The organism is Dactylosporangium sp. NPDC000555 (assembly GCF_040300025.1).
Taxonomy (GTDB): domain Bacteria; phylum Actinomycetota; class Actinomycetes; order Mycobacteriales; family Micromonosporaceae; genus Dactylosporangium.
Genome location: NZ_JBEPDB010000040.1, coordinates 1 through 25,425, shown reverse-complemented (window position 1 = coordinate 25,425; position 25,425 = coordinate 1). Strand labels below are relative to the sequence as shown.

The window sequence follows — 25,425 nt, the reverse complement described above, 5'->3', positions numbered from 1 at the left end:
CCTTCACATTAATGTGAAGGTCTGAGGATGGCGAGCATGCCCCTCGCCGTCCTGTCCGTGGCCCAGTTCCTGCTCGCCCTGGACTACTCGATCGTGTACGTCGCGCTGCCGGGCATCGCACGGGACCTGCGCCTCGACCTGTCCGCCGCGCAGTGGGTGGTGAGCGCCTACGCCGTGCCGTTCGCCGGCTTCCTGCTGCTCGGCGGCCGGCTCGCCGACCGGGTCGGCGCGGGCCGGCTGTTCCTGGCCGCGACCGTGCTGTTCGGCACGGCGAGCGCGGCCGGCGGCGTGGCCGGCGGCGGCGCGACGCTGCTGGCCGCCCGGGGCGCGCAGGGGCTCGCCGCGGCGCTGCTGCAGCCGGCGATCCTGGGGCTGATCGGCGCACGGTTCCCGGCCGGGCCGGCCCGCACCCGGGCGCTGTCGGTGTGGGGTGCGGTCGGGGCCTGCGGGCTGGCCGCGGGCGTGGTGCTGGGCGGGGTCCTCACGCGGTACAGCTGGCGCTGGACCTTCCTCGTGAACATCCCGGTGACCGCGGCCTGCGCGGCCGGCGCCGCGGTGTGGCTGCTCTCCGCCGCCCGGGCGCGCCCCGAACCGGTACACCTGGCCGCCCCGCTGCTGGGCACCGGCGCCGTGCTGGCGGCCGTGCTCGGGCTCACCTTCGGCGGCGCCCGGGGCTGGGCCGACCCGGTGACGGCCGGCACCCTCGCGGCCGCCGCGGCGCTCGGGGCGGTGCTGCTGGCCCGGCGGCGGCCGGCGGGCAGCGCGATCCCCTCGCTGCGCACCGGGACGGCGGCAGCAGCGCTCTACATGGCCAGCGTCGGCTCGGAGTTCTACGTCGTGACGCTGATGCTGCAGGACCGCGACGGATACTCCCCGCTGCGGGCCGGCCTCGCGTTCCTGCCTCTGGCGGCGCTGGTCACCGTCGGCAGCTCGCTCACCGGCCGGCTCGTGCGCCGCCTCGGCGCGGCCCGCACGCTCGGCGGCGGGTTCGCGCTCGCCGCGCTCGGGCTGGCCTGGCTGGCGGTGGCGGCCGGGCGCGGCTACGCCGCCGGGGTGCTGCCCGGGTTGCTGGTCAGCGGCCTGGCGCACGGGATCGTCTACACGTCGATGTTCAACGTGGGCGGCCGGGACGTGCCGGCCGAGCGGCAGTCCTCCGCCGGGGCACTGCTCACCACGTCGCAGTACCTCGCCGGCGCCGTCGCGATCGCGGTGCTGACCCTGCCCCTGCACGAGGGCGCCTACAGCACGGCCTTCTGGCTGACGACGGCCGCAGCAGCGATCGGCGCCGTAGTGGCCCTCAACCACAAAGCGAGGACGGCCGTGATCACGGAGAGAAAATGCTCAACCGAGCACAAGTACTCTCCGTGATCACGGTCGGTCGCACCGTCAGGCGGTGTGTTCCTTCTTGTCGCCGGCCCACTCGACGTGGAACGTGCCGTCGCGGTCGGTGCGGCGGTAGGTGTGCGCGCCGAAGTTGTCGCGCTGGCCCTGGATCAGCGAGGCGGGCAGGCGCTGCGCGCGCAGGCCGTCGAAGTACGCCAGCGACGACGAGAACGCCGGGGTCGGGATCCCCGCCTGGGCCGCGGCCGCGACGACCCGCCGCCAGCTGGGCACGCCCGCGTTGACGGCCTCGGCGAAGTACGGCGCCACCATGAGGCTCTTCAGACCCGGGTTGCCGTCGTAGGCCTCGCGGATGCGGTCGAGGAACCGGGCCCGGATGATGCAGCCGCCGCGCCAGATCGTGGAGACCATGCCGCGGTCGATGTCCCAGCCGAACTCCTCGCTGCCGGCCTGGATGTGGTCGAAGCCCTGCGCGTAGGCGACGATCTTCGACGCGTAGAGGGCGGCGCGCACGTCCTCGACGAACCGGTCCCGGTCGGTGACCTCCAGGCTCGCGATCTCGGTGCCGAACGCCTCGCGGGCGGCGGTGCGCTGGTCGGCGTGGCCGGACAGCGACCGGGCGAACGTGGCCTCGGCGATGCCGGTGATCGGCACGCCCAGGTCGAGCGCGCTCTGCACGGTCCAGCGGCCGGTGCCCTTCTGCTCGGCCTGGTCCAGCACGATGTCGACGAACGCCTTGCCGGTGTCGTCGTCCACGTGGGCGAGCACGTCGGCGGTGATCTCGATGAGGAAGGACTCGAGGTCGCCGGTGTTCCAGGTGCGGAAGATGTCCGCGATCTCCGCCGGGGTGGCGCCCAGGCCGGACCGCAGCAGGTCGTACGCCTCGGCGATGAGCTGCATGTCGGCGTACTCGATGCCGTTGTGGACCATCTTGACGAAGTGCCCGGCGCCGTCGGGGCCGATGTGCGTGCAGCACGGGGTGCCGTCGACCTTCGCCGAGATCTTCTCGAACATGGGGCCGAGGGTCTGGTACGACTCGGGGGAACCGCCCGGCATGATGCTCGGGCCCAGCAGGGCGCCCTCCTCGCCGCCGGACACGCCGGTGCCGACGAAGTGCAGCCCGTGCTCGCGCAGGGACTGCTCGCGGCGGCGGGTGTCGGCGAAGTGGGCGTTGCCGGCGTCGACGATCATGTCGCCCTCCTCGAGGAGGGGGACGAGCTCGTCGATCACGGCGTCGGTGGGGCCACCGGCCTTGACCATGATGATGACGGCCCGCGGGCGGGCCAGCGAGGCGACGAAGTCGGCCATGGACTCGCTCGGCACGAACGTGCCCTCGTGCCCGAACTCGTCCACGAGGCGGCGGGTGCGCTCGTACGAACGGTTGTGCACGGCGACGGCGTAACCGTTGCGAGCAAGGTTCCGGGCCAGGTTGCGGCCCATGACGGCCAGGCCGGTCACGCCGATCTGCGCCAGGTCGGACATCTGCGATGCACCCCATCCACTCGTTGCGATCCTCGCCCCGGACCGGCCGATCACAACCTCGTGATCACGGCACGAAGCGCGCGTCGGACCAGGTTACCCGCCTACTGTCCCGCCTCCCCACGGCGCAGGTGGCCGGTTCCAGACATCAGGACGGCCCGCCTCAGCGGGCTCGCACGCCGTCCATGGCCACGGCGAGCACCCGATCGCGCTGGGCGTCGTCGACGTATCCCCCGGCGGTGAGCCCGGAGACGAGGCGCAGCAGGTCGTCGGAGCTCACGTCCCGCCGGGCGACGCCGGCCTCCTGTGCCCGGGTGAGCAGCCGGTCGGCCGCCTCGTAAATGACGCCGCGGGCGCCGCGGATCATCTCGGAGTCGCGGTTGATCTCCTCGCAGATGGCGCGCTTCGTCGCGACATAGCCGACGAACCGCCTCAGCCATGCGGTGAGCGCGTCCCACGGCGGCAGCCCAGCGACGTCGTCGGCGGCGCGGCACAGCGCCCTGATCTCGTCCATGTAGACGGCGTCGAACAGGTCCCGCCGGGTGGGGAAGTTGCGATACAGCGTGCCGATGCCGACCCCGGCCCGGCGCGCGATCTCCTCCAGCGACGTCCCGGTGCCGTGCTCGGCGAAGGCCTCGCACGCGGCCGCGATCAGCGCGTCGAAGTTACGCCGCGCGTCCGCCCGCTGCGGCCGCCGCGGACCCGCCTGCGTCTGCATGACACCGTCACCTTATATCGGAGGTACTCCTCCACTTTATCACCGCCTCACGGACGGCCCGCGCGACCTCCCGCGCCCACCGGTCGATCGTCGCGTCGTCCCGCGGGAACAGCACGAACCCGACCGCGCTGTGCTCCAGGACCGCCGCGGTCAGCTCGTCCACCCACTGCGCGGCGGAGCCACCGATCCAGCGCCCCTCCGCGTCGCGGGTCCGCGGCGGACGCGATTCGGTGTGCCGCGCGCTGCGCCAGTCCGCGGCCCGCCCGGGGATCCAGCCGTCGGCGCGCCGCCCGGTGGCCGCCAGGGATCGCGGGCCGCCCGCGCCGGTCCAGATCGGTGGGGCCGGGAGGAGGCCGCCACCCGGTAGAACTCGCCCGCGAAGGTGACCGGCCGACCCGCCTCGGCGCGCCCGGGTAGGCCGCGCGTGACGCCTTCCGGCGCCGGCTCAGTTGGCGCCCGGGGCGATGACCCAGGCCGGGTACCGCGCGGCGAACTCCGCCAGCCGGTCGTCCCGGGCGGCGGCGAACAGCTCCGCGGTGGTGGCGTCGAGGTTCTCGTAGTCGCGCCCGTCGCGCCGCTCGGTGCGGAACCGCCCGCCGTTGGTGCGCAGCAGCGTGAGGTCGTCCGGGCCGATCGCGCGCAGCCGGACGATCCAGTCGGTGACCGAGGCCCCGTTGCCGTCGAAGGTGAGCGAGCCCCCGACGGCGGTCAGCACGCGGTCGAGCGCGATCGGGTTGGCGATCACCCCGGCGGAGGTGATCTTCTCCGCGAGCGCGCGCAGGAGCTGCTGCTGGTGGCGCTGCCGGCCGTAGTCGCCATCGGGGATGAGCTCCCGCTGGCGCACGTAGTCCAGGGCCTCCCAGCCGGCGAAGTGCCGGCAGCCGACGTGGTACACCTGGGCCCGCACCCCGGGGATCCGCTCCGCCCGGAACGAGGGCGGGATCAGCCGGTACGGCGGGGTCTGCCGCCCCTGCGCGTCCCACCCGACGTGCACGGAGGTGGTCTCCTCGTCCACGCACAGCTCCACCCCGCCGACGGCGTCCACGACCTTGCGCAGGCCGGCGAAGTCGATGATCGCCCCGGCGTCGAAGACCAGCCCGGTGATCCGCTGGACGGTGCGCGCGAGCAGCTCGAACCCGCCCAGCGAGAAGGCGGCGTTGAGCTTGTCGGTGCCGTGCCCGGGTATCGCCACGCGGGTGTCGCGGGGCAGCGAGATGAGGTACGCCCGGTCGCCCGACTCCGTCACGTGCACCACGATGACCGTGTCGGCGCGCGCGGTCGCCCGGTCCTCCCCCGGGCGGGCGTCGAGGCCGGCGAGCAGGAGGTTGCGGCCGGGTTGGGCGTCCAGCTCGGCGGCGTGGCCGGCGTCGGGCGCACCCGGCACGACGGACGGGCGCGGCGCGGACTCGATGGTGATCCGCCGGGGCGGGCCGGCGCGGTCCCGGCCGGTGTCGCCGAGCAGCTCCGCCTGATCCACCGTGCCGATGTAGTGCTGCCAGGTCAGGGTGCCGCCGAGCGAGACGGACAGCACGACGGCGGCCGCGACGAGCCAAGCCTTCACAAGCGTCCGATCGGCGCTCGCGCGGCCGGGTTTAGCCGTCGCCGCGTACGGTGCGGACGCTGACCGCGATCCAGGACACATGTGTTCTGCCGTATTCGACATAGAAGTGGGCAGCCGGCGGGCGGATGATCGGTGCTCCGCCGCACCCCTCCCCGCGCAAGCGCTCAGTGAGGAGCCAGTCCGTCATGTCGCATGACACGCTCACCAGGTCCGTCGTCTTCGCCGTGACCCTCGTGGCGCTCTTCGTCGGCCACTCCCTCGGCGACCACATCGCGCAGACCGACCACCAGGCCGCACGCAAGTCCGGCACGGGCGCCGCCGCCTGGCGGGCCCTCGCCGGGCACCTGCTCGGGTACCACCTCACCGTGACCGCCGTGCTGCTGCTCACCGCCGCGGCGCTGCGCCTGCCGCTCTCGCCGCTGGGCGTGTGCGCGGGCCTGGCGTTCTCCGCGGCGACGCACGGCCTGCTGGACCGCCGCTGGCCGGTGCGGGCGTTACTCCGGGCGACCCGCTCGCCGGAGTTCGCCGAGACGACCTCTCCGATCTCCGGGATGTACGTCGCCGACCAGTCCCTGCACCACCTCGCCCTGCTGGGCACCGCCCTGCTCATCGCCGCCCTGTAGCAAGTCCTCGTCGTCGGGTTCTACCTGCTCAACCTCGGCTACGTCGCGGTCGCGCTGAAGATCAGCGGGGCGATCCTGGACGGCAGCGGGGCGATGGAGGCCCTCGCGATGAAGCTCGGGCTGGTGCTGCTCGTGCTCGGCGGCATGCACTTCTTCAACCTGTTCGTCCTGAGCCGGTTCCGCCGCCGCCGGATGCTCGAGCAGGCCGCCCCACCCGTCGCGCCGACCCGGTTGCTGGGGCCGATGCCAGGGCCGATGCCGGTCCCAGGCCCCGGCCTCCGGGTCGGCCGGCCGGTCCCCCGCTCGACGGCCTCGAACCACCTCGATGATCACCCGGCTGACCGTGCTGTACGACGCGGGCTGCGGACTGTGCCGCACGGCGCGGACCTGGCTCACGGCGCGGTCGCAGATCGTCCCGCTGGAGTTCGTCGCGGCGGGCTGCGAGGAGGCGCGCCGCCGGTATCCGGCGCTCGACCCGGCCGAGACCCTCGCCGACATCACGGTGGTCGACGACGGCGGCGTCTACACCGGCGATGCGGCCTGGCTGATGTGCCTGTGGGCGCTGGACGGATATCGGGGGCTGGCGGCGCGCCTCGCCCAGCCGCACCTGCGGCCGCTCGCCCGGCACGTGGCCGCCTCGGCCGGCTCGCTGCGCCAGGCGCTTCGCGACAAGAACTTCGCGCGGGGCTGGGACTCGGGCTGGGACGACGGCTGGGCGGCGGGCCGCAAGACAGGCGGCAGATATCGTCGGGACTGTGGCGGAACCTGCGACACCTGACATGAGCACCGGGCCGGACCGGGCCTCCGAGCGCGGCGAGCAGACCAAGCGGCTGATCGTCGACACGGCGGTCCGGTTGTTCCGCGACCAGGGCTACGACAAGACCACGATGCGCGGGATCGCCCAGGCGGCGGGGCTGTCGGTGGGCAACGCCTACTACTACTTCCCGTCCAAGGACCACCTGGTCCAGGAGTTCTACGCCACCGTGCAGGTGGACGCCGCCGCCGCCTGCGCCGCTCGGCTCGCCCGGCCCGGGCCGTTCGACGAGCGGCTGCGGGTGGCGTTCGGCGCGATGGTCGAGACCACGGCGCCGTACCACGCCTTCGCCGGCAAGTTCATCAAGACCGCCGTGGAGCCGGGATCGCCGCTCAGTCCGTTCAGCACCGAGTCGGCCCCGGCCCGCGAGCGCTCGATCGGCATCCTGCGCGACGTGGTCGAGGGCTCCACCACGAAGATCGACCCCGAGCTGCGCGCCGACCTGCCCGAGCTGCTGTGGCTGTGCCAGATGGGCATCACCCTCTACTGGGTGCACGACACCTCCCCCGGCCAGGAGAAGACGGCTCTGCTGGTCGACCGCGCGGTGCCGCTCATCGACCGGCTGGTCTCGCTGGCCAGGATGCCCGGGCTGCGCTCGCTCAACCGCGAGGCCCTGAAGTTGTACCGCATGTTGCGCTGAACACCTTGCGGTGCCCGCGAAGCGAACGCCAAGCTGGAGATCGCATTTCGTACTCGGGCGGTCACCATTTGTTCAGTGTCAGCGTTCGCCGATCGACGGATCCTGGGGTAACGTCGGCTCGCATGGCGACCTTGCAGGGCATCCGCACGGCCGCCGACCACGACGGGGTCATCACCGAGATCGAGCAGGCCGAGGGCTACATCGCATCGATCTGCTTCAAGACCGGTCCACCCGCGGCGGTCGGTGTCGAACTCGAGTTCACCGTCCACCAACACGACGATCCCTCCGCTCTGCTGGATCGTGACCGACTCTGTCAGGCCCTCGGTGACCACGCACCGACGACCCTGCGGGCCGACAGCCCGGCGCTCCCGCTGCGACACGGCAGCAGCGTCACCCTCGAACCAGGCGGCCAGGTGGAGATCTCCAGCCGGCCGCACGCCTCACTGGCCGACCTCCACGCGGCCGTCGGTGCCGAGATCGACCAGCTCACCGCGATGTTCGCGGAGGCCGGGCTCATCCTCGGCGAGACCGGCGTAGACCCGCACCGCGCGCCGCGACGGCTGCTCTCCACCCCCCGGTATGACGCGATGGAGGCCGCGTTCGACCGCCGGGGCATGTCCGGAAAGATCATGATGTGCTCGACGGCGGGCCTGCAGGTCTGCCTCGACCCCGGGCCGGCGCCGGAACTGGCCGTTCGCTGGGCCGCCGTACACGCGCTCGGCCCCCCGCTACTGGCGCTGTTCGCCAACTCGGGGCGCTTCGCCGGGCGCGACACCGGCTGGGCCTCCGCCCGGCAGCAGACCTGGGGCGGCATCGACCCGTCCCGCACCCAGCAGATCCGCATCGGTGCGGAACCCGCCGCCGACTGGGCCCAATACGCGCTCGACGCGGCGCTGCTGTGCGTGCGCCGCCCCGACGGCGCCTGGGACACCCCCGTGGGGGTGACGTTCGCGGACTGGATCCGTGGCGCACTGGGCCCGAGACCGACGTACGCCGACCTCGACTACCACCTCAGCACCCTCTTCCCGCCGGTCCGCCCGCGCGGGTACCTGGAGATCCGCTACCTCGACACCCAGCCCGGGCGCGGCTGGTTCGCGCCCGCGGCGCTGCTGCACGCCCTGCTCGCCGACCTGGCCACCGTCACGCGGGTCCTCGAGCTGTGCGCGGCGGCCACCGGGCGCTGGGTGGAGGCGGCCCGCGACGGCATGGCCGACCCGATCCTGGCCGGCGCGGCCAAGGCCGTTCGCGAGCTCGCCCTGGAGCGGCTCGAACTGCCGCCGCCCCTGCTCGACGACGTCATCGAAGGGAGTACACGCAATGGCTGACCTGAGGGAACGCGTCGCGCGGGAGCTGGAGCGGTCCCGCCGCAGATCCGCCGTGCTGACCGAGGCCGTGGACGACGACGACCTGGTCAAGCAGCACTCGCCGCTGATGTCGCCGCTGGTCTGGGACCTGGCGCACATCGGCAACCAGGAGGAGCTGTGGCTGGTGCGCGACGTCGGCGGCCGCGACGCGGTCCGCGCGGACATCGACCACCTCTACGACGCCTTCAAGCACGCGCGCAAGGACCGGCCGGCGCTGCCGCTGCTCGGGCCGAAGGAGGCGCGGGCCTACGTGGCGACCGTGCGCGACAAGGCGCTCGACGTGCTGGAGCGGGTACACCTGGAAGGCAGCAGGCTCATTGAGGACGGCTTCGCCTTCGGCATGATCGTCCAGCACGAGCAACAGCACGACGAGACCATGCTGGCCACGCACCAGCTGCGGGCCGGCACCCCGGTGCTGTCCGCACCCCCGCCGCCACCATCCACAGTGGATGTCCGCGGCGAGGTGCTGGTGCCGGGCGGGCCGTTCACGATGGGCACGTCGACCGAGCCGTGGGCGCTGGACAACGAGCGGCCGGCGCACGTGGTCGACGTGCCGGCGTACTTCATCGACGCGGCACCGGTCACCAATGCCCAGTATGCCGAGTTCGTCGACGCCGGCGGCACCCCGCCGCTGCACTGGGTGCGCGACCCCGGCGGCTGGCTCGCCACCGAGTTCGGCCGCACCGCGCCCATCGTGCCCGACGCGCCGGTGGTGCACGTGTCGTTCCACGAGGCGAGCGCCTACGCGGCGTGGGCCGGCCGCCGGCTGCCGACCGAGGCGGAGTGGGAGAAGGCGGCGCGGTGGGACCCGGCGAGCGGCCGCTCGCGCCGGTATCCGTGGGGCGACGCCGACCCCGGCCCCGAGCACGCGAACCTCGGCCAGCGGCACCTGTCCCCCGCCCCCGTCGGCGCCTACCCGGCCGGCGCCTCGCCGCTGGGCGTGCACCAGCTCATCGGCGACGTGTGGGAGTGGGTCGACAGCGACTTCGCCGGCTACCCGGGGTTCAACGCGTTCCCGTATCGCGAGTACTCGGAGGTGTTCTTCGGCCCCGACTACAAGATGCTGCGCGGCGGCTCGTTCGGCACCGACGCGGCCGCGTGCCGGGGCACGTTCCGCAACTGGGACTACCCGATCCGCCGGCAGATCTTCAGCGGCTTCCGGACCGCGCGCGACGCGCGCCCCGAGGAGCTCACCTAGTGTGCCGCCACGTGGCGTATCTGGGGCCCCCGATCCCCCTGGCCGACCTGCTGTTCACGCCGCCACACTCGCTGTCCCGGCAGTCCTGGGCGCCCCTGGACATGCGCGGCGGCGGCACCATCAACGCCGACGGCTTCGGCATCGGGTGGTTCGAGGACCCCAAGAGCGAGGAGCCGGTTCGGTACCGCCGGGAAAGTCCACTGTGGAGCGACGCCGGGCTGCCCGCGCTGGCGGCGGCGGCCCGCTCCGGCGCGATCCTGGCCGCGGTGCGCTCGGCGACCGTCGGCATGCCCGTCACCGAGTCGGCGGTCGCCCCGTTCGCCGAGGGCCGCTGGCTGTTCAGCCACAACGGGACGATCGCGGGCTGGCCGGACAGCGTGGCCGGCGTCGCCGGCGGGCTGCCGGTGCGCGACCTGCTGACGCTGGAGGCGCCGACCGACAGCGCGCTGCTGTGGACGCTCGTGCGCGACCGCCTGCGGGCCGGTGACCCGCCGGCGACGGCGCTGTCCGCGGTCGTGGCGCAGGTGCGCGCCGCGGCACCCGGCTCGCGACTCAACCTGCTGCTCACCGACGGCGAGACCATCGCGGCGACCGCGTGCGGCCACTCGCTGTCCTATCTCGCCCGCGATACGTCGACCGCGGACGCGAGCGTGCTCGTCGCCTCCGAGCCGCTCTTCCCCCACCCCGGCTGGATCCCCGTCCCCGACCATGCCCTGCTCGTCGCGAACCCGGAGTCCGCGACCATCACAGCGTTGGAAGGTGCTGCACCGTGACTGTGCCGGAGCTCGATCTCGACGTCCACCTGACCGAGGAGGACCTCGCCGCGGCCCTGCGCGAGGACGCCCGGTCCGGACTCACCGCGACGCCGAAGCGGCTGCCACCGAAGTACTTCTACGACGCCCGCGGCAGCGCGCTGTTCGAGGAGATCACGCGGCTGCCGGAGTACTATCCGACCCGCGCGGAGCGCGAGATCCTCGCCGACCGGGCCGGCGCCATCGCCCGCATCACCGGCGCCAAGGTCCTGGTGGAGCTCGGCTCCGGCTCGTCGGAGAAGACCCGCCTGCTGCTCGACGCGCTGCGCGAGCACGGCACGCTCGGCTCGTTCGTCCCGCTGGACGTCTCGGGCGCGGCGCTGCGCGACGCGCTCGGCCAGCTGCACGCGGAGTACCCGGACCTGCACCTGCACGGCATCGTCGCCGACTTCGTCAACCACCTGGAGGTCCTGCCGGACTCCGGCACCCGCCTGGTGGCGTTCCTGGGCGGCACGATCGGCAACTTCACGCCGGCGGAGCGGGCCCCGTTCCTCGCCGCGCTGCGCGCCCGGCTCTCCCCGGGCGAGTGGCTGCTGCTGGGCGCCGACCTGGTGAAGGACCCGGCGGTGCTGGTGCCGGCGTACGATGACGCGGCGGGCGTGACGGCGCAGTTCAACCGCAACGTGCTGCACGTGCTCAACCGCGAGCTGAGCGCGGACTTCGACCCCGGCTCCTTCGCCCACGTGGCCCTCTGGGACGAGGCCGAGGAGTGGATCGAGATGCGCCTGCGGGCGACGCGGCCGATGACGGTGCGCGTGGCGGACCTGGACCTCGACGTGACCTTCGCCGGCGGCGAGGAACTGCGCACCGAGGTGTCGGCCAAGTTCCGCCGCGACGGCCTGACCGCCGAGCTCGCGACGGCCGGCTTCGCGGTGCGCGACTGGTGGACGGACCGCGCCGGCCGATTCGCCCTCACCCTGGCTGTGGCCGTGGCCGTGTGAATCGACCGGGCCGCCCGGGTTGGACGCATCGGAAATCTGTCACGCGACTCACCTCGGCGAGGGCTACACGTGGTCGGGGGATCCGTCGGGTACACAATGATGCATGCCCGCCGCGCCCTCCGTCGTCGCCGACCGTTACCGTCTGCTCGAACCACTTGGCGCCGGCGGGATGGGGCGGGTGTGGCGCGCCCGCGACGAGGTCCTCCACCGTGACGTCGCCGTCAAGCAGATCGTCCTGCCGCCCGAGCTGTACGACAGCGCGCGGGACGTAGCCATGGAGCGCACGCTGCGTGAGGCGCGGGCGGCGGCGCGGCTGAACCACCCGAACGTGGTGCGCGTGTACGACGTGCTGGCGGCCGAGGGGCAGCCGTGGCTGGTCATGGAGTACGTCCGGTCACGCTCCCTGGACCAGGTGTTCCGCAACGACGGCCCGCTGGAGCCGCGCCGAGTCGCCGAGATCGGGCTCGCCGTCCTCGACGCGCTGCGGGCCGCGCACCGGGCGGGCGTCGACCACCGCGACATCAAGCCGGGCAACGTGCTGCTCGCCGACGACGGGCGGGTCGTGCTGACGGACTTCGGCATCGCCCGGGTCGAGGGCGAGGGCCACGTCACGCGCACCGGGCTGGTGCTCGGCTCGCCGGAGTTCATCGCCCCGGAGCGGGCGCGGGAGGGGATCGCCGGCCCGGCGAGCGATCTGTGGTCGCTCGGTGCCACGCTGTACACCGCGGTCGAGGGCCGCTCACCGTTCGGCCGCGGCTCGGCGATGGAGACGCTGACCGCGCTCGCCTCGGAGGAGGCGGACCCGCCACAGCGCGCGGGCGCGCTCGCCCCGGCGCTGCGGGCCCTGCTGCGCAAGGATCCGAAGACGCGGGCCGACTTCACGCAGACCGAGGAGCTGCTGCGCCGGGCGCTGGTCCGCGGCGAGACCCCGAAGCGCCGGCGATCGTGGCTGGGCGGCTGGGGCCGCGGCGACGCGGAGCCGATCACCCCGGTCCTGCCGGCCCAGCGAGCGCCGCTGACGCAGCCGGAGCCGGCCACACCGCCGCTCAAACGACCACCCGCGCACGCCGAACCCGTCGCCGGGCCGGTCGCGAACGCCGCACCGACCGCAGAGGCCGAGCCGGCCGCAGCCGAGCCGGCCGCATACGCCGAACCGCTCACGGACGCTGAACCGGTCGCAGCCGTCGATCCGGCCGCAGCCGAACTGGTCGCAGCCGAACCGACCGCAGAGGCCGAGCCGGTCGCAGCCGCACCGACCACGGACGCCGAACCGCTCACGGACGCCGAACCGGTCGGAGCCGCACCGATCGCGGACGCTCAACCAGTCACGGCCGATCTGGTCGAGAACGCCGAACCGCTCACAGAGGCCGAACCGGTCGCAGCCGCACCGACCACGGACGCCGAACCGACCGCAGAGGCCGAACCGGTCGCAGCCGCACCGACCACGGACGCCGAACCGACCGCAGAGGCCGAGCCGGTCGCAGCCGCACCGATCGCGGACGCTCAACCAGTCACGGCCGATCTGGTCGAGAACGCCGAACCGCTCACAGAGGCCGAACCGGTCGCAGCCGCACCGACCACGGACGCCGAACCGCTCACGGACGCCGAACCGGTCGGAGCCGCACCGATCGCGGACGCTCGACCAGTCGCAGCCGCACCGCTCACAGAGGCCGAACCCGTCGCAGCCGAACTGGTCACAGACGCCGCGCCGATCGCGCAGGCCGAACCGATCGCAGCCGAACCGACCACGGACGCTCGACCAGTCGCAGCCAAACCGGTCGAAATCGCCGCACCGACCACAGAGGCCGAACCCGTCGCAGCCGAACCGGCCACGGACGCTCGACCAGTCGCAGCCGAACCGGTCGAAATCGCCGCACCGACCACAGAGGCCGAACCGGTCGAAGCCGAACCAGTCGCGGACGCTCGACCGGTCGCAGCCGAGCCGGTCGCATACGCCGCACCGACCACAGAGGCCGAGCCGGTCGAAGCCGAACCGATCGCGGACGCCGAGCCGGTCGTGCGGGAGGCGGCCTCGATGCCGGCACCGCCTGAGCCCGAGCCTGAGCCCGAGCCGGTGGGCGCGGTCGGCGCCGAGCGGGGCACGGTCGTCCCACCAGCGGCGCCTTCGCGCGAGCCCGAGGCCGGGACCGCGCTCAAGACGGCGGCGCCGGGCATTACCACCCCTGAACAGCGCCGGCGCCGGCTCGTCCTCGGCGGCGTGGGCGCCGTGCTCGTCGTGGCGCTGCTCGTCTGGCTCGTGGTGCTCACCGACGGCGACGACGACCCGCGGTCGAAGGGCACCGACGCGGCGCAGACGACCGCGGCCGCCGAGGTCCCCGCCCCGACCAGCCCCAGCGCGATCCAGAGCTCGACCCGGAGCGCCTCCCCGAGCACGGCCGCCCCCGTCGACACGCAGCCGTCGTCGGCGCCCCCGGCTCCCAGCACGACGCAGCGCAACCTGCCTCCGCTGCCGCCGGGATGGATCGACTACCACGACCCGAGCGGCTTCTCGGTGTACGTGCCGGAGGGCTGGCGGCAGTCGAAGGAGGGCCGCATAGTGTACTTCCGCACCAGCGGCCGCACGCTGGGCATCGACCAGTCCGACACACCCAATCCCGACCCGGTCGCCGACTGGCGCGCGCAGGAGCAGAGTCGCGTGAGCAAAGGCCACTTCCGCAACTACACGCAGGTCCGCATCGAGCAGGTCGACTACTTCATGAAGGCCGCCGACTGGGAGTTCACCTTCGACGGCAACTCGACGAGACAACACGTCAACAACCGCGGCGTGGTCGCCACCCAGAACAAGGCGTACGGCTTCTGGTGGCAGACCGCGGAATCGGACTGGGCCGCCGCCCAGCCGGACCTGCAACTCGTCTTCGACAGCTTCCGCCCGGCCGGGTAGTCAGCGCGGGCCGGCGGCCGCCGCAGTATGGTGGCCGGATGTGGCAACCCGACGAGCCGGGCGTGCTCCGGCTGCCCTCCGGCCGACTGGTCCGCGGTCGTGGGCTGCGCCGGCCGCCGGCTGCGGTGGATCCGCAGTACGGTCTGTATCTGCTCGGTAAGCCGCTGCCCGACCCTGGATGGTCGCACGCGTGGTTGCGCTGGCCCGACTTCCGCCTGCCCGCGGACCCGGCCGCGGCCGCGGTAGCGTTCGCGGAGGCCCTGCGGCGGGCCGGGGACGAGCGGGTGGAGGTCGCCTGCAACGGCGGCCGGGGCCGCACCGGAACGGCCCTGGCCTGCATCGCGGTCCTCGACGGCGTGCCGGCTGCCGAGGCGGTCGCCTACGTCCGCCGCCACTACCACCCGCACGCCGTCGAGACACCGTGGCAGAAGCGCTACGTGGAACGGTTCGGTTCGCGGTCTTGAGCGGCGCGTCCGGCGCTGGGACGCCGACCGGGTCGCTATGCGGGCGGAGGCGACGGCCGCCGTAGCGGGGTGAACAGCGCCGCCAGCGCCGTGAGGGCGATCGCCGCGCCGGCCACAGACAGCGTCACCGGCACGCCCGCGTGCTTGGCCGCGAAGGTCAGCGCCGCGTCGCCGGCCGGGGCGAGCACCAGCTGCAGCGTCCAGAAGGCGGCGGTGACCCGGCCGAGCAGGTGCGCCGGGGTCACCTCCTGGCGCAGCGACATCGAGGCGATGCCCGCGACGCCCGTGCACAGCGTCACCCCGGCGGCGAGCACGGCGACCGCCGGGACGCGCGTGGCCAGGCCGATGCCGGCGACGACGGCGCCGCACAGCGTGTAGGCGCCGATCCACGTCGCGCCGAACCCGGCCCGCCGGCGCAGCGGCGCGACCGCGGCGGAGGCGGCGGTGGCGCCGAGCACCCCGGCGGTGAGCACCAGGCCGATCATCGAGTCCGGCTGGCCGAGGCCGGTCATGAGGTGGTACACGATGACGTCGTTGAGGCTCGACGTGAAGAAGATCAGCACGGCGAGCAGGACGGTCAGCGGCAGCAGCACCGGATTCCGGCGGATGAACCGCACGCCCGCGCCGAGCCCGCGTTCGGCCCCGCCCGGCGGGTTGCGCAGCCGCACCAGATAGAGGCCCAGCGCGGACGCGGCGAACGACAGCGCGTCGACGCCGAGCGCGACGGCCGGGCCGGCGGCCTGCGAGATGAACCCGGCCACGGCCGGGCCGGCCAGGTACGCGACCGAGTACGCCCCGTACAGCTGCGCGTTGGCCTCGTTGATGCGGTCCGGCGGTACCAGGGCCGGCACCACGGTCACGTAGGTCACCTGGAACACCATGGCGAACACGCCGGCCGCCGGCAGCACCACGAAGAGCAGCCACGGCTGCGGCCCGGCCAGCCAGGCCACCGGGATCGCGCCGAGCAGTACGAACCGGTCCGCGATCACGCCCGCGACGACGCCGGTAAGCAGGGTCGCGACGGCCTTCAGCGCGCGGGTCCAGCCGATCCTGGTGATCGACACCACGCCGGTACGCATGAGCAGCGGGACAGCGGCGAAGTCACGCGCCCTCCTCGCTCCGCTCCGGACCGGTCACGCTTTGAGCAGGCGGACGATCGTGTGCCGGGGCAGGTCGAGCAGGCGTGCGTCGAGGTGGTCCGGGCGGCCGATCGCCGCCGCCGCGCGGGCCTGCGCCTCGGCCCGGCCCAGCGCCGGGTCGGCGCGCAGCAGCGCCTCGCGCAGCACGTTGCCGGCCTTGCCGTGGGCGTGCGTAAGCAGCCACCCGGCGACGCTCGGCGGCGATCCCGGCGGGCGCAGGGTCGCCTCGACCGTCGCCTGCCGCGGCCCCGGGGTGCTGCGGCGCAGGCGCAGGTCGTACTTCGCGCCGACGAGCTCGCGCAGGGCCACCTGGGCGGCCTCGTCGCGCAGGTCGGGGTGGTTGTTGGGCACCAGCAGCGTCACCGACCTGGCGTTGAGCGCGAGCAGGACGCGGGCCAGCCACGGCCCGGGGTCGGCCGAGAGGTCGACGGTGACCTCCTCGGCGCCGAGCGGGCCGCCGCCGAGGATGCGGGCCGGGCCGCGCGCCGCGACGCCCTCCAGGGACTGCCCGCCGTGCGTGTAGATGTTGGCCGAGCTGCCGGAGCCCGTCAGCCGGTCGAGGCGGCGGTCCAGGACGCGCCAGGTGTGCGCGGTGGGGCGGCACACGTACAGGTCGCTGGCGCTGCCGACGGCCTGGGCGCCGTGGTAGCGGTTGAAGGCCGGCAGCATCGCCTCGATGACCAGGTCGAGATCGAGCACGGCGCGCTGTACCTTCAGCCCGAGCGCCGGGGTCAGCGGGCTGAAGCCGTACGCCATGACCAGCCGGCCGTTGACCCGGTCGCGCAGCGCCTGCGCGCCCCGGCCGAGGAACAGCTGCACGCCCTCCGGGGTGTACGGCGGGTCGGTGAAGATCACGTCCGCGCTGCCGGCGACCACCGGGGGCAGGCCGAAGCGCAGGTCGGCGTGGTAGCAGGCGATGCCGGCGCCCTGGCCGTCGATGTAGGCCAGCAGCCGCTCGTCGACGTCGACGACGGTGATCTCGGCTTCGGGGCATGCCTTGCGCACGGCGAGCGAGGTCAGGTCGTGGTCGCCGATGCACACGATCCGGGCGCCGGCCAGGTCGTAGGTCTCCGCCAGCCAGCGTGCCCGGCGCCGTGCGGTCTCCGCGGTCGCCGAGACGTGGTCGAGCGCCTGGTCGGCGGCGGGGGCGGCGGCGATGAGCTCCGCCATCCCGGACACCTCCGGGGTGCGGTGCAGCGCGTCGGCGGCGAAGCGTTCGCGGTACTCCGGCCGGATCGATGGCAGGAGGGACACTCGCCCGCCGCTGGAGCGCACGTGGGGCCCGGCTGCCCGCAGGAGCGCCTCGACCGTGCGCCGCGGGACCGCGAAATCGCGGACGAGATCGTCGAGGGTCGTCGGCGGGTCCTCTGTGAGCCGGGCGATGATCTCGCGAAGCCGGCGACCGGCGATCCCGGATTCCGAGACGGCGGCGGCGACCAGATCGATCGGCTCGGCTTCCACCCGCGAACTTTAACATCATGTCGCGCAGTCGACGGTTGACGAGGAGTAATGACGGACAGGGCCTTCGATCTACGGAGCGCGAGATTTCCGGCATGTTTCACCCCTTGAAGTACAGGGTGGTGGCGAGGGTGGCGCTCAAGGCATCGACTATTGTCGAGACATCGATGGGTATGTGATGGTCCTGGCATCGCCGCAAGTCGATGTGGACGGCAGGCCGGTCTACGGCGCGCACGCCGGCCATCCAGACGCTTCGACGTGCGCGTGTCTCCATCGATTCCGGCGCACCCCGTCAACATTCCCCGGTGGGGTGGGTCGTTGCTGAAAGAAGGCAACCCTTGAAGCTCTCACCACGGTTCGCCACAGCGGCCGGAGTGTTCGCGGTCGGGCTGGTCACAGCCGGCACCGCCGCGGCCGTGCAAGCCTCACCCCCATCGCCGTCCTCCGAAGGCGTCGAGGTGTCCAACGCCGCCGCCGCCCTGTCGGTCGACTCGTTCGTCAAGAACAAGCCGAGCGTGATCCAGCCCAGCACCGACGACGCCTACGTGCAGAAGTCGGTCACGGCCTCGGGCCACGCCAAGTACATCGCGTACGAGCGCACCTACAAGGGCCTGCCCGTCGTCGGCGGTGACTTCGTCGTCGTCACCGACAAGTCCGGCGCGACGAAGTACACGTCGGTGTCGCAGACCAAGGCGATCGGCAGCCTCTCGACCGCTGCGAAGATCGGCTCCGCCGACGCCGAGGCCGTCGCCCGCAAGCAGCTGACGACGGTCGACAACGTCGAGGGCACACGGCTCATCGTGTACGCGCTCGACGGTGCGGCGAGGCTCGCGTACGAGACCACGCTGTCCGGCACCGGCGCCGAGGGCGTCAGCCGGCTCACCGTCGACGTCGACGCCACCAGCGGCGCCCTGCTCAACACGACCGAACATGTCGTGCGGGGCACCGGCACGGGCTGGATCAACGGCTCGGTGACGATCAACACCACCCTCTCGGGCAGCACGTACAGCCTGAAGGACCCGTCGATCACGAACCTGTCCTGCCAGGACGCCGCGAACAACACCACGTTCACGAAGTCGACCGACGTGTGGGGCAACGGGGTCGGCACGAACCGGGAGACCGGCTGCGTCGACGCGCTGTACGTGGCGCAGAAGGAAGCCGCGATGCTGTCGTCGTGGCTCGGCCGCAACGGTATGAACGGCAGCGGCGGCGCCTGGCCGATCCGCGTCGGCCTCAACGACCAGAATGCCTACTACGACGGCACGCAGGTCCAGATCGGCAAGAACACGGCCGGCCAGTGGATCAGCTCCGCCGACGTCGTCGGACACGAGATCGGCCACGGCGTCGACGACACCACGCCGGGCGGCATCTCCAGGGGCAACACCCAGGAGTTCGTCGCGGACACGTTCGGCGCGGCCACCGAGTGGTTCGCCAACAACCCGAACGACCCGCCGGACTACCAGGTCGGCGAGGAGATCAACCTGGTCGGCAGCGGCCCGATCCGTTACATGTACAACCCGTCGCTCGCCGGTGACGACAACTGCTACTCCAGCAAAACGCCCACGCAGGAGGTCCACGCGGCCGCCGGCCCCGGCAACCACTGGTTCTACCTGGTGGCGCAGGGCTCGGCCGGCAACGGTCAGCCGGCCAGCCCCACGTGCAACGGCTCGACGGTGGGCAACCCGCTCGGCATCCAGAACGCGATCAAGATCATGTACAACGCGATGCTGATGAAGACCACGTCGTCGTCGTACCTGAAGTACCGGACCTGGACGCTGACCGCGGCCAAGAACCTGTTCCCGGGCGGCTGCAACGAGTTCAACACGGTCAAGGCCGCGTGGGACGCGGTGTCCGTGCCGGCACAGTCGGGCGACCCGACGTGCGGCACCACACCGCCCTCCTCCAACCCGCCGTCGTCGCCCACCGGCTGCTCGGGCCAGAAGCTGCTGAACCCCGGCTTCGAGTCCGGCACGGCGTCGTGGGCCGGCACCACCGGCACCATCGGCCAGTGGGCCGCCTCCGGCCAGGCCGCGCACGGCGGCACGTACAGCTCCTGGCTGGACGGCTACGGCTCGACCCACACCGAGCAGATCAACCAATCGGTGACAATCCCGGCCGGGTGCGCGGCGACACTCACGTTCTACGTGCACATCGACTCGGCCGAGACAACCACGACGACGCAGTACGACAAACTGACCATCTCGGCCGGCACGACCACCCTGGGCACCCTGTCCAACCTCGACAAGGCGTCGGGCTACCAGTTCAAGACCTTCAGCCTCAACGCCTTCGCGGGCCAGACGGTGAACATCAAGTTCAGCGGCACCGAGGACTCCTCGCTGCAGACATCGTTCGTCATCGACGACACGGCCGTCACGCTGAGCTAACCGGCAGCGCACGTCGGGGGCCCGGGCCGCGCGTCGCCCGGGCCCCTCCGCGTGCGCGGGGTCCCGCGTTGCGCGAGCCATCGCCGTTGTCGGGACATTGAGCCATGTTCATCGTGACGCCCCTGGTCGTCGACGGTACGGCTGGCCGGGATCGACGTAGTGCGAGGCTCCTGGTAAGGAGCTGTCGACCAGGACCCGATGCCCAAACCGGGAGCCTCGTTGCTGTCCCATCCAGCGCTGCTGGTCCTGGCCCACCTGCGCCACGGCGACACCTACGCCCGGCTTCGCCATCGGCACCAGCACCGCGTGTCGCTACGCCCGAGAGGCGATTGACCTGCTCGCCGCTTCGACCGACAACGTCATTGCCACCGCCGGTCGTGCCGGCCGCCTCGTCTGGGCCTCACCAGCGCCGCCTGGCGCGGTCCACGACCTGACCGTCGCCCGCACAACCAGCGGCGTCAGGACCGGCTACCAGGGCGCAGGCCGTACGATCCGCACCCCGTTCAAACGCCACCGGCACCGGCCCCGGCTCTCCCGCCGGCGGCGCAGCATCAACCGCTCACACGCCCGCACGCGGGGCATCGTCGAGCGCGCCGTGGCGACGCTCAAAAGCTGGAAGGTCCTGACCAAGCTACGTGCCGCCCTCGCCGCGCCACCGCCCTGGTGCAAGCCATCACCGTGCTGCACCACATCGAGACCCGCCACGACACAGCTTGAGTATGCCCGCACCGCGTTTTCCTTGCGCCGCACCGCGTTTTCCTTGCGCCGCACCGCGTTTTCCTTGCGCCGCACCGCGTTTTCCTTGCGCCGCACCGGGCCGGAACCTAGCCGGCAGGATGCAGGCCAAGCCACGCGGCACGATGCACGGCTGGACCTGGCGCGCGAATCTGCTGCCGTCCGTCGAGACGATTGCTGATCTTGTCCGGTTCAGGGTCGATGACGGCGCGCTCACCGCCGGCATCGAGCGCCCTGACGCCGACAACGACAGCTTCCCGCGCACTCGCACGGACGACACGGCGCTGGTCGACGGCGCCTAACACCCGAGGCCAGCTGACTGAGCCCAACGCCACGTTCAGGCATGACATCCGCTGCAGGAGGAACCACCACCGGCCACACCGCCGATGCCTCATCACGATGAAACGGCTCAATCTGCACCGGCGGTCCATGGGGACAGCGGTTGCTTGTTCCCGCCGTGCGCGGCATTGTCGAAAGATGGCCGCGGCACATCGTCAGTCGTATATTCCTGCCAGCCGTTCGATGCGTTGCCGGACCGGCGGGCCGGCGCGGCTGCGGCGTGGATGCGCGACGACGCTTCGGGACGGGACCGGGCCCAGGGCGATTGCGTAGTCGGTTAACGGGTGCCCTGAGCTGGGAGTCTACGGGTGAGATCACGTCCGTGATCATGGAGTTCTCTACGCTTCACGACGCCCGAGGAATCTCACCCGCCGATGTCATCATGCCCGATCCGGCACTGTCCGCAGTCGTCGGCACCCCTGGCACGCCACCTTCCACGGTCACGGAGGGTGAGACAACGGGTATCGCACACCACGCGTTGTCCGCAGCCCCGGATCCCCGCGACCCGCGTGGTGTGCGATACCCGTTGTCCGGTCTGCTGGCCGTCGCGGTGCGCGCGGTCCTGGGGGCGCGTCGTCGTTTGCTGCGATCACCGACTGGCTGCACGATCTGGACGAACAGGCCCGCGACCGGCTCGGCTTCGGCGACGGGGTGCCTCCCCAGGCCGTACCGCTGCTGGGAGAAAGTGAAGATCGTCAGAAACGACCGGAGTAGCCGATGAGGTCGGACGAGGGCGCACGTTGTCGTTCGCCCCTGGTTTGGCGGGTGTGGTTCTCCGTAAGTGGCCGGTGGGGTGTACGGCGCGAAACCCGGCGGTGATCTTCATGGTCATCGAGGCGCGGTCTGCTTAGCGTTCGGATCATGCTTCGTTTGAGGTTCGCGACCGCGGCCGCCGCGGTGATGATGGCCGGCCTGCCGTTGGTGGTTGCGGCGCCCGCCGCGGCGGCGCCAGGGGTTCGGTTGGATCCCGCCGCGGTGGATCGGTTTGTGGAGGGCTACCGGTCGGCGGCGGGTATGCCAGGGGTGGTGGTGGCGATCACTCATGACGCGACGGTGGTGCACGTTGCGGGTTACGGGGTTGATTCGACCGGCGCCCGGTTGAACGCACGTACACCGATGCGCCTGGCCTCGGTAAGCAAGTCGTTCACGGCGTTGGCCGTAATGCAGCAGGTGGAGGCCGGCCGGGTGGCGTTGGATCGGCCGGTGCGGGACTATCTACCAGAGTTTCGAATGGCCGACCGGCGGGCCACCGGCATCACCGTCCGGCAGATCCTCGGCCATGCCTCCGGGATTACTCAAAATGCGTTTCCGACCGCGAACCTGCGGGTCGCGCCGTCGTTGCGGGAGGCGGTCGCGCAGCTGGCCACCGCGCGGCTTGGGGCCGATCCCGGGACGGCTTGGAGCTACCACAACGCCAACTACTGGATCGCCGCACGGTTGGTGGAGGTGGTCAGCGGCGTGCCATTCACCGAGTACCTCCGTGGAAGGATTTTTGGACCGCTGGGGATGTCCCACACGGTCGCGACGATCACCACCCGTGACCGGGTGCCGGGCCTTGCCGATGGGCACAACGTCGCCTACGGGTTCTCGGTCTCCCGTCCGGAGGTCGCCGAGTTCGACGCCGGTTCTGGCGGGATCGTCAGCACGGCCGAGGACATGGCCGCGTGGCTGATCAGCCAGAACAACGGTGGCCAGGGGCCCGGCGGCGGGCGGGTGCTGTCCGCGGCCGGCGTCGCTGAGCTGCACCGTCCGTCCGCGCCGGGTGGCGAGTACGGTTTGGGCTGGTTCACCAAAACGTTGCCCAGCGGCGCCCGCAAGATCTCTCACGGCGGCACCGCCTGGACCTTCACATCCCACCAGGTGCTGCTGCCCGACAGCGGGTACGGCATCGTCGTGCTGTCCAACAGCAGACCCCCGTATGTCGAGGACACGTTCGGCCTCGTCGACGGGCTCGTCGCCATGACCCGGGGCGAGACGCCTCGCGATGCGTTGGCGTACCGGCTCATCGCCGAGGCGATGGTGACGATCCTGACCCTGGTCACGGTCGCCATCTATGTTGTCGTGGTGGTCCGCGCCCGCGTCTGGGCGCATGGGCGGCTGCGCCGCCGGGTGTGGGCTGCGCCGCTGCGGCTACTCCCTCACATGGTGGTGGCCGGGGCCGCGGCGGCGTTTCCCGCGTTGATGAGGAGCATCGGCTGGGACATCAACTGGCATCAGCTTTACGTGATCGCACCGTCGTTCGCGGTCTGGCTTACGCTGCTGGCCGCCGGGGCCGCTGCGGGCACGATCGTGCGGCTGCTGCGGCTGGTCAGGGCCGGTCGGAGCTCGGTCTGGTCAACGGCTGTTTCCAGCTACCCTCAAGCACATGCGTGAGCGTTGGTTCCGGCCCGGTGAGACGGTGGCGCGCCGGGCCGTTCGGCTCACGGCCGGGGTATGCCTCGGCGCCGTCACCGCGGTCGTCGGTCTGGCCTACCTCGTCGGATCGGGTCTGCTGCTGGCGCTCGTGCTGCCGTGGCCGGCCGCACGCCGCAGCACCCGCTGGCGGGTCCTCGCCTGTGCCCGACGGCTCGCCGCGGTGGACCAGCGGCGGGCAGCGGCGCTGCACGGGGATCCGAGCGCCGCCGCGAGCCTGGGCGGCGATCGGGCGCTGGTGTACCTGGCGATCCGGGGGCCGGTCGGCCTGCTGGGCGCGGCGGTGCTGATGCTCCTGCTCTACGTGGTTGTCAGCGGCGCGGTGTTGCTGTGGGACTGGTTCAACGGACGACCCACCGACGGGCTTACGCCCTCGCTGCTGACCGTCGGGGCCCTCCTCGCCGGCGGTGTCCTGACGCTGTTCCTGATCGCCCAGGGAATCGCCGGCGTGGCCGCGATGGAGCGGAGGCTCGCCCGCTGGCTGGCCGAACCTACTGACCGGGAACACTTCCAACGCCGCATCGCCGAGCTGACCGCGACCCGCGCCGACGTCGTCGAGGCCGTCAACGACGAACGCCGCCGCATCGAGCGTGACCTGCACGACGGCGTACAACAGCGGCTCGTCGCCTTGGGAATGCTGCTCGGCCGGGCCAGGCGCAGCCACGCCCCCGATCGGGCCGAGGCGTTGCTGCGGCAGGCGCACGAGCAGTCCCAGCAGGCGCTGACGGAACTCCGCGAGGTGGCGTGGCGGATCTACCCGACCGCGCTGGACCAGGGCGGACTTGCCGCCGCGCTGGAAACCGTCGCCGAGCGGTCCAGTGTGCCGGTCCGGCTCGGCGGCGTGCCGGATAACCTCGACCCGACCACAGCGGCGGTGGCGTACTTCGTCGTCTCCGAGGCCGTGACCAACGCGGCCAAGCACTCCGGAGCCGATCACGTCACGATCAGCGTCAACCGGGAAGGCCCAAGACTCGTGGTGCGCATACACGACAACGGCATCGGCGGCGCCGACCCCCACGGCAGCGGACTATCCGGTCTGACGCGCCGGGTGGCCGCGCTGGATGGCAGCCTCCGGGTGGACAGCCCTCCCGGGGGACCGACCACGATCACCACGGAGTTGCCGTGCGCCTGATCCTGGCCGAGGACTCGACCCTGCTACGCGAAGGATTGGTCCGATTGCTGGCCGACGAGGGGCACGAGGTCCTCGCCGCCGTCGGTGACGCCACGGCGCTCCTGCGGGCCGTAGAAGCGCGCCCTCCAGACACGGTCGTCGTCGACGTGCGGATGCCGCCCACCCACACCGACGAGGGACTACGCGCCGCCCTGGACATCCGCCGACGCTGGCCGCACATCGGCGTTCTCGTCCTGTCCCAGTACGTCGAAAGACGCAGCGCAGCGGAACTGCTCGCCGCCGGCGCCGACGGGATCGGCTACCTCCTCAAGGATCGCGTCGCGCAGGTCGACGACTTCCTCGACGCGCTCACCCGTATCGGTTCAGGCGAGACCGCGCTCGACCCGGAGGTGGTCCGGCAGCTCATGGCCCGCTCCGTCCATACCGACCCGCTGGGTCGGCTCACCGACCGCGAACGCCAAGTCCTCGCCCACATGGCGCAGGGCTACACCAACGCGGCCATCGCCGCGCGCCTACGCGTGTCCCAGAGCGCCGTCGAGAAACACGCAAACATGATATTCGACAAGCTCGACCTGGCCACAACCGCCGGCTACAGCCGCCGCGTGCTGGCCATCCTGCGCTACCTCCAACCATGAGCATCGACCGCCCTGCGCCTCACGACCGGTCACCCGCACGCCTCCATACGCCGAGATACGCTGTTGCCCGGCGTTTCGAAGAGGACTTAGCCGTCATTCGTGGTGAGGATGAGTGGACAGAAGAACACCCCGCCGGCGGTCCAACTCCGACGACTACTACGACCCCTCCGTGGCCATAGGGCTCGCGCCCCGTAGGCAATCCCGCATTCCCCTTGCGTTGGACGTACTGAGCGTGACGTAGTCCGGGGTGGTGTGAGGCGGGTGTGGTCGCCTCGATGATCATGGAGTTGCTGAGGCCCACACGACTCCGAGCAAGGACCACACCCGCTGATGC

The 25,425-nt window shown here is 72.1% G+C and carries 21 protein-coding genes and 1 pseudogene; 16 read left to right on the top strand and 6 right to left on the bottom strand.

The genetic code is table 11. The annotated features are described in order from the left end of the window. Window positions 1-27 precede the first annotated feature (27 nt). The gene (locus ABT297_RS23365) at window positions 28-1,368 is read left to right on the top strand and encodes an MFS transporter (protein ID WP_350553140.1); all 1,341 of its coding nucleotides are present in this window, start codon (window positions 28-30) and stop codon (window positions 1,366-1,368) included. A gap of 18 nt (window positions 1,369-1,386) precedes the next feature. Here the strand turns inward: ABT297_RS23365 and gnd are convergent, their stop codons facing one another. The 4 genes from gnd to ABT297_RS23345 form a co-directional block, all read right to left on the bottom strand. Next, window positions 1,387-2,823 carry an NADP-dependent phosphogluconate dehydrogenase gene (gene gnd, locus ABT297_RS23360; RefSeq protein WP_350553138.1) on the bottom strand — a complete coding sequence of 479 codons (1,437 nt, stop codon included), beginning with the start codon at window positions 2,821-2,823 and terminating at the stop codon, window positions 1,387-1,389. A gap of 160 nt (window positions 2,824-2,983) precedes the next feature. Beyond that, window positions 2,984-3,538, bottom strand: a complete 555-nt coding sequence (locus ABT297_RS23355; protein ID WP_350553136.1) for a TetR/AcrR family transcriptional regulator — start codon at window positions 3,536-3,538, stop codon at window positions 2,984-2,986. Window positions 3,539-3,545: 7 nt separating this feature from the next. Continuing rightward, window positions 3,546-3,701: a hypothetical protein gene (locus ABT297_RS23350; RefSeq protein WP_350553134.1), complete on the bottom strand. Its 156-nt coding sequence runs from the start codon at window positions 3,699-3,701 to the stop codon at window positions 3,546-3,548. A gap of 282 nt (window positions 3,702-3,983) precedes the next feature. Next, window positions 3,984-5,099, bottom strand: coding sequence for an LCP family protein (locus ABT297_RS23345; RefSeq protein WP_350553132.1), 1,116 nt, complete (start codon window positions 5,097-5,099; stop codon window positions 3,984-3,986). 185 nt (window positions 5,100-5,284) lie between these two features. On the opposite strand from ABT297_RS23345, the gene ABT297_RS23340 reads away from it, so the two are divergent. The 9 genes from ABT297_RS23340 to ABT297_RS23300 all read left to right on the top strand — a co-directional run bounded on the left by ABT297_RS23340 (window position 5,285) and on the right by ABT297_RS23300 (window position 14,857). Next, window positions 5,285-5,722: a DUF3307 domain-containing protein gene (locus tag ABT297_RS23340; protein WP_350553130.1), complete on the top strand. Its 438-nt coding sequence runs from the start codon at window positions 5,285-5,287 to the stop codon at window positions 5,720-5,722. A gap of 325 nt (window positions 5,723-6,047) precedes the next feature. Beyond that, window positions 6,048-6,500 carry a thiol-disulfide oxidoreductase DCC family protein gene (locus ABT297_RS23335; protein ID WP_350553128.1) on the top strand — a complete coding sequence of 151 codons (453 nt, stop codon included), beginning with the start codon at window positions 6,048-6,050 and terminating at the stop codon, window positions 6,498-6,500. After that, the gene (locus tag ABT297_RS23330; protein WP_350553126.1) at window positions 6,478-7,176 is read left to right on the top strand and encodes a TetR/AcrR family transcriptional regulator; all 699 of its coding nucleotides are present in this window, start codon (window positions 6,478-6,480) and stop codon (window positions 7,174-7,176) included. Before ABT297_RS23335 ends, ABT297_RS23330 begins: the two co-directional genes overlap by 23 nt. 122 nt (window positions 7,177-7,298) lie before the next feature. After that, window positions 7,299-8,501, top strand: coding sequence for an ergothioneine biosynthesis glutamate--cysteine ligase EgtA (gene egtA / locus ABT297_RS23325; RefSeq protein WP_350553124.1), 1,203 nt, complete (start codon window positions 7,299-7,301; stop codon window positions 8,499-8,501). Next, complete coding sequence (gene egtB / locus ABT297_RS23320) at window positions 8,494-9,738, top strand: ergothioneine biosynthesis protein EgtB (RefSeq protein ID WP_350553122.1); 1,245 nt, start codon at window positions 8,494-8,496, stop codon at window positions 9,736-9,738. Before egtA ends, egtB begins: the two co-directional genes overlap by 8 nt. Then, window positions 9,738-10,511, top strand: a complete 774-nt coding sequence (gene egtC, locus ABT297_RS23315) for an ergothioneine biosynthesis protein EgtC (RefSeq protein WP_350553120.1) — start codon at window positions 9,738-9,740, stop codon at window positions 10,509-10,511. Before egtB ends, egtC begins: the two co-directional genes overlap by 1 nt. Window positions 10,512-10,513: 2 nt before the next feature. Beyond that, a complete protein-coding gene (gene egtD, locus ABT297_RS23310; RefSeq protein ID WP_350553220.1) occupies window positions 10,514-11,491 on the top strand; it encodes an L-histidine N(alpha)-methyltransferase in 978 nt (325 codons plus the stop codon). A gap of 103 nt (window positions 11,492-11,594) precedes the next feature. Further along, a complete protein-coding gene (locus ABT297_RS23305; RefSeq protein ID WP_350553118.1) occupies window positions 11,595-14,393 on the top strand; it encodes a protein kinase domain-containing protein in 2,799 nt (932 codons plus the stop codon). 38 nt (window positions 14,394-14,431) lie between these two features. Then, window positions 14,432-14,857, top strand: coding sequence for a protein-tyrosine phosphatase family protein (locus ABT297_RS23300; protein ID WP_350553117.1), 426 nt, complete (start codon window positions 14,432-14,434; stop codon window positions 14,855-14,857). Window positions 14,858-14,892: 35 nt separating this feature from the next. On the opposite strand, the gene ABT297_RS23295 is transcribed toward ABT297_RS23300, so the two are convergent. Together ABT297_RS23295 and ABT297_RS23290 are read right to left on the bottom strand one after the other, a co-directional pair. Beyond that, complete coding sequence (locus ABT297_RS23295) at window positions 14,893-15,942, bottom strand: MFS transporter (protein WP_350553218.1); 1,050 nt, start codon at window positions 15,940-15,942, stop codon at window positions 14,893-14,895. 48 nt (window positions 15,943-15,990) lie between these two features. Next, on the bottom strand, window positions 15,991-17,457 hold the full coding sequence (locus ABT297_RS23290; RefSeq protein WP_350553115.1) for a bis-aminopropyl spermidine synthase family protein: 1,467 nt from the start codon (window positions 17,455-17,457) through the stop codon (window positions 15,991-15,993). Window positions 17,458-17,792: 335 nt separating this feature from the next. On the opposite strand from ABT297_RS23290, the gene ABT297_RS23285 reads away from it, so the two are divergent. The 6 genes and pseudogenes from ABT297_RS23285 to ABT297_RS23260 all read left to right on the top strand — a co-directional run bounded on the left by ABT297_RS23285 (window position 17,793) and on the right by ABT297_RS23260 (window position 25,091). Continuing rightward, window positions 17,793-19,838 (top strand): M4 family metallopeptidase, encoded by a 2,046-nt coding sequence (locus ABT297_RS23285; protein WP_350553113.1) that lies wholly within the window; start codon window positions 17,793-17,795, stop codon window positions 19,836-19,838. A gap of 234 nt (window positions 19,839-20,072) precedes the next feature. Further along, window positions 20,073-20,555, top strand: a pseudogene (locus ABT297_RS23280) (transposase family protein); the annotation flags it as partial. A 119-nt stretch (window positions 20,556-20,674) separates the two neighbouring features. Then, window positions 20,675-20,875: a hypothetical protein gene (locus tag ABT297_RS23275; RefSeq protein WP_350553111.1), complete on the top strand. Its 201-nt coding sequence runs from the start codon at window positions 20,675-20,677 to the stop codon at window positions 20,873-20,875. Between the two features lie 898 nt (window positions 20,876-21,773). Continuing rightward, window positions 21,774-23,285, top strand: coding sequence for a serine hydrolase domain-containing protein (locus ABT297_RS23270; RefSeq protein WP_350553109.1), 1,512 nt, complete (start codon window positions 21,774-21,776; stop codon window positions 23,283-23,285). Further along, complete coding sequence (locus ABT297_RS23265; RefSeq protein WP_350553107.1) at window positions 23,278-24,456, top strand: sensor histidine kinase; 1,179 nt, start codon at window positions 23,278-23,280, stop codon at window positions 24,454-24,456. Before ABT297_RS23270 ends, ABT297_RS23265 begins: the two co-directional genes overlap by 8 nt. Beyond that, a complete protein-coding gene (locus ABT297_RS23260) occupies window positions 24,447-25,091 on the top strand; it encodes a response regulator (RefSeq protein ID WP_350553105.1) in 645 nt (214 codons plus the stop codon). Before ABT297_RS23265 ends, ABT297_RS23260 begins: the two co-directional genes overlap by 10 nt. Window positions 25,092-25,425 lie beyond the last annotated feature (334 nt).

Excerpts from the sequence above, each read along its gene's own strand:
- ABT297_RS23335 (WP_350553128.1), top strand. The coding sequence starts at position 6,048 with ATGATCACCCGGCTGACCGTGCTGTACGACGCGGGCTGCGGACTGTGC.
- ABT297_RS23265 (WP_350553107.1), top strand. The coding sequence starts at position 23,278 with ATGCGTGAGCGTTGGTTCCGGCCCGGTGAGACGGTGGCGCGCCGGGCC.
- ABT297_RS23270 (WP_350553109.1), top strand. The coding sequence starts at position 21,774 with ATGCTTCGTTTGAGGTTCGCGACCGCGGCCGCCGCGGTGATGATGGCC.
- gnd (WP_350553138.1), bottom strand. The coding sequence starts at position 2,823 with ATGTCCGACCTGGCGCAGATCGGCGTGACCGGCCTGGCCGTCATGGGC.
- ABT297_RS23365 (WP_350553140.1), top strand. The coding sequence starts at position 28 with ATGGCGAGCATGCCCCTCGCCGTCCTGTCCGTGGCCCAGTTCCTGCTC.
- ABT297_RS23305 (WP_350553118.1), top strand. The coding sequence starts at position 11,595 with ATGCCCGCCGCGCCCTCCGTCGTCGCCGACCGTTACCGTCTGCTCGAA.
- ABT297_RS23355 (WP_350553136.1), bottom strand. The coding sequence starts at position 3,538 with ATGCAGACGCAGGCGGGTCCGCGGCGGCCGCAGCGGGCGGACGCGCGG.
- ABT297_RS23340 (WP_350553130.1), top strand. The coding sequence starts at position 5,285 with ATGTCGCATGACACGCTCACCAGGTCCGTCGTCTTCGCCGTGACCCTC.
- ABT297_RS23300 (WP_350553117.1), top strand. The coding sequence starts at position 14,432 with ATGTGGCAACCCGACGAGCCGGGCGTGCTCCGGCTGCCCTCCGGCCGA.
- egtB (WP_350553122.1), top strand. The coding sequence starts at position 8,494 with ATGGCTGACCTGAGGGAACGCGTCGCGCGGGAGCTGGAGCGGTCCCGC.
- egtA (WP_350553124.1), top strand. The coding sequence starts at position 7,299 with ATGGCGACCTTGCAGGGCATCCGCACGGCCGCCGACCACGACGGGGTC.
- ABT297_RS23275 (WP_350553111.1), top strand. The coding sequence starts at position 20,675 with ATGCAGGCCAAGCCACGCGGCACGATGCACGGCTGGACCTGGCGCGCG.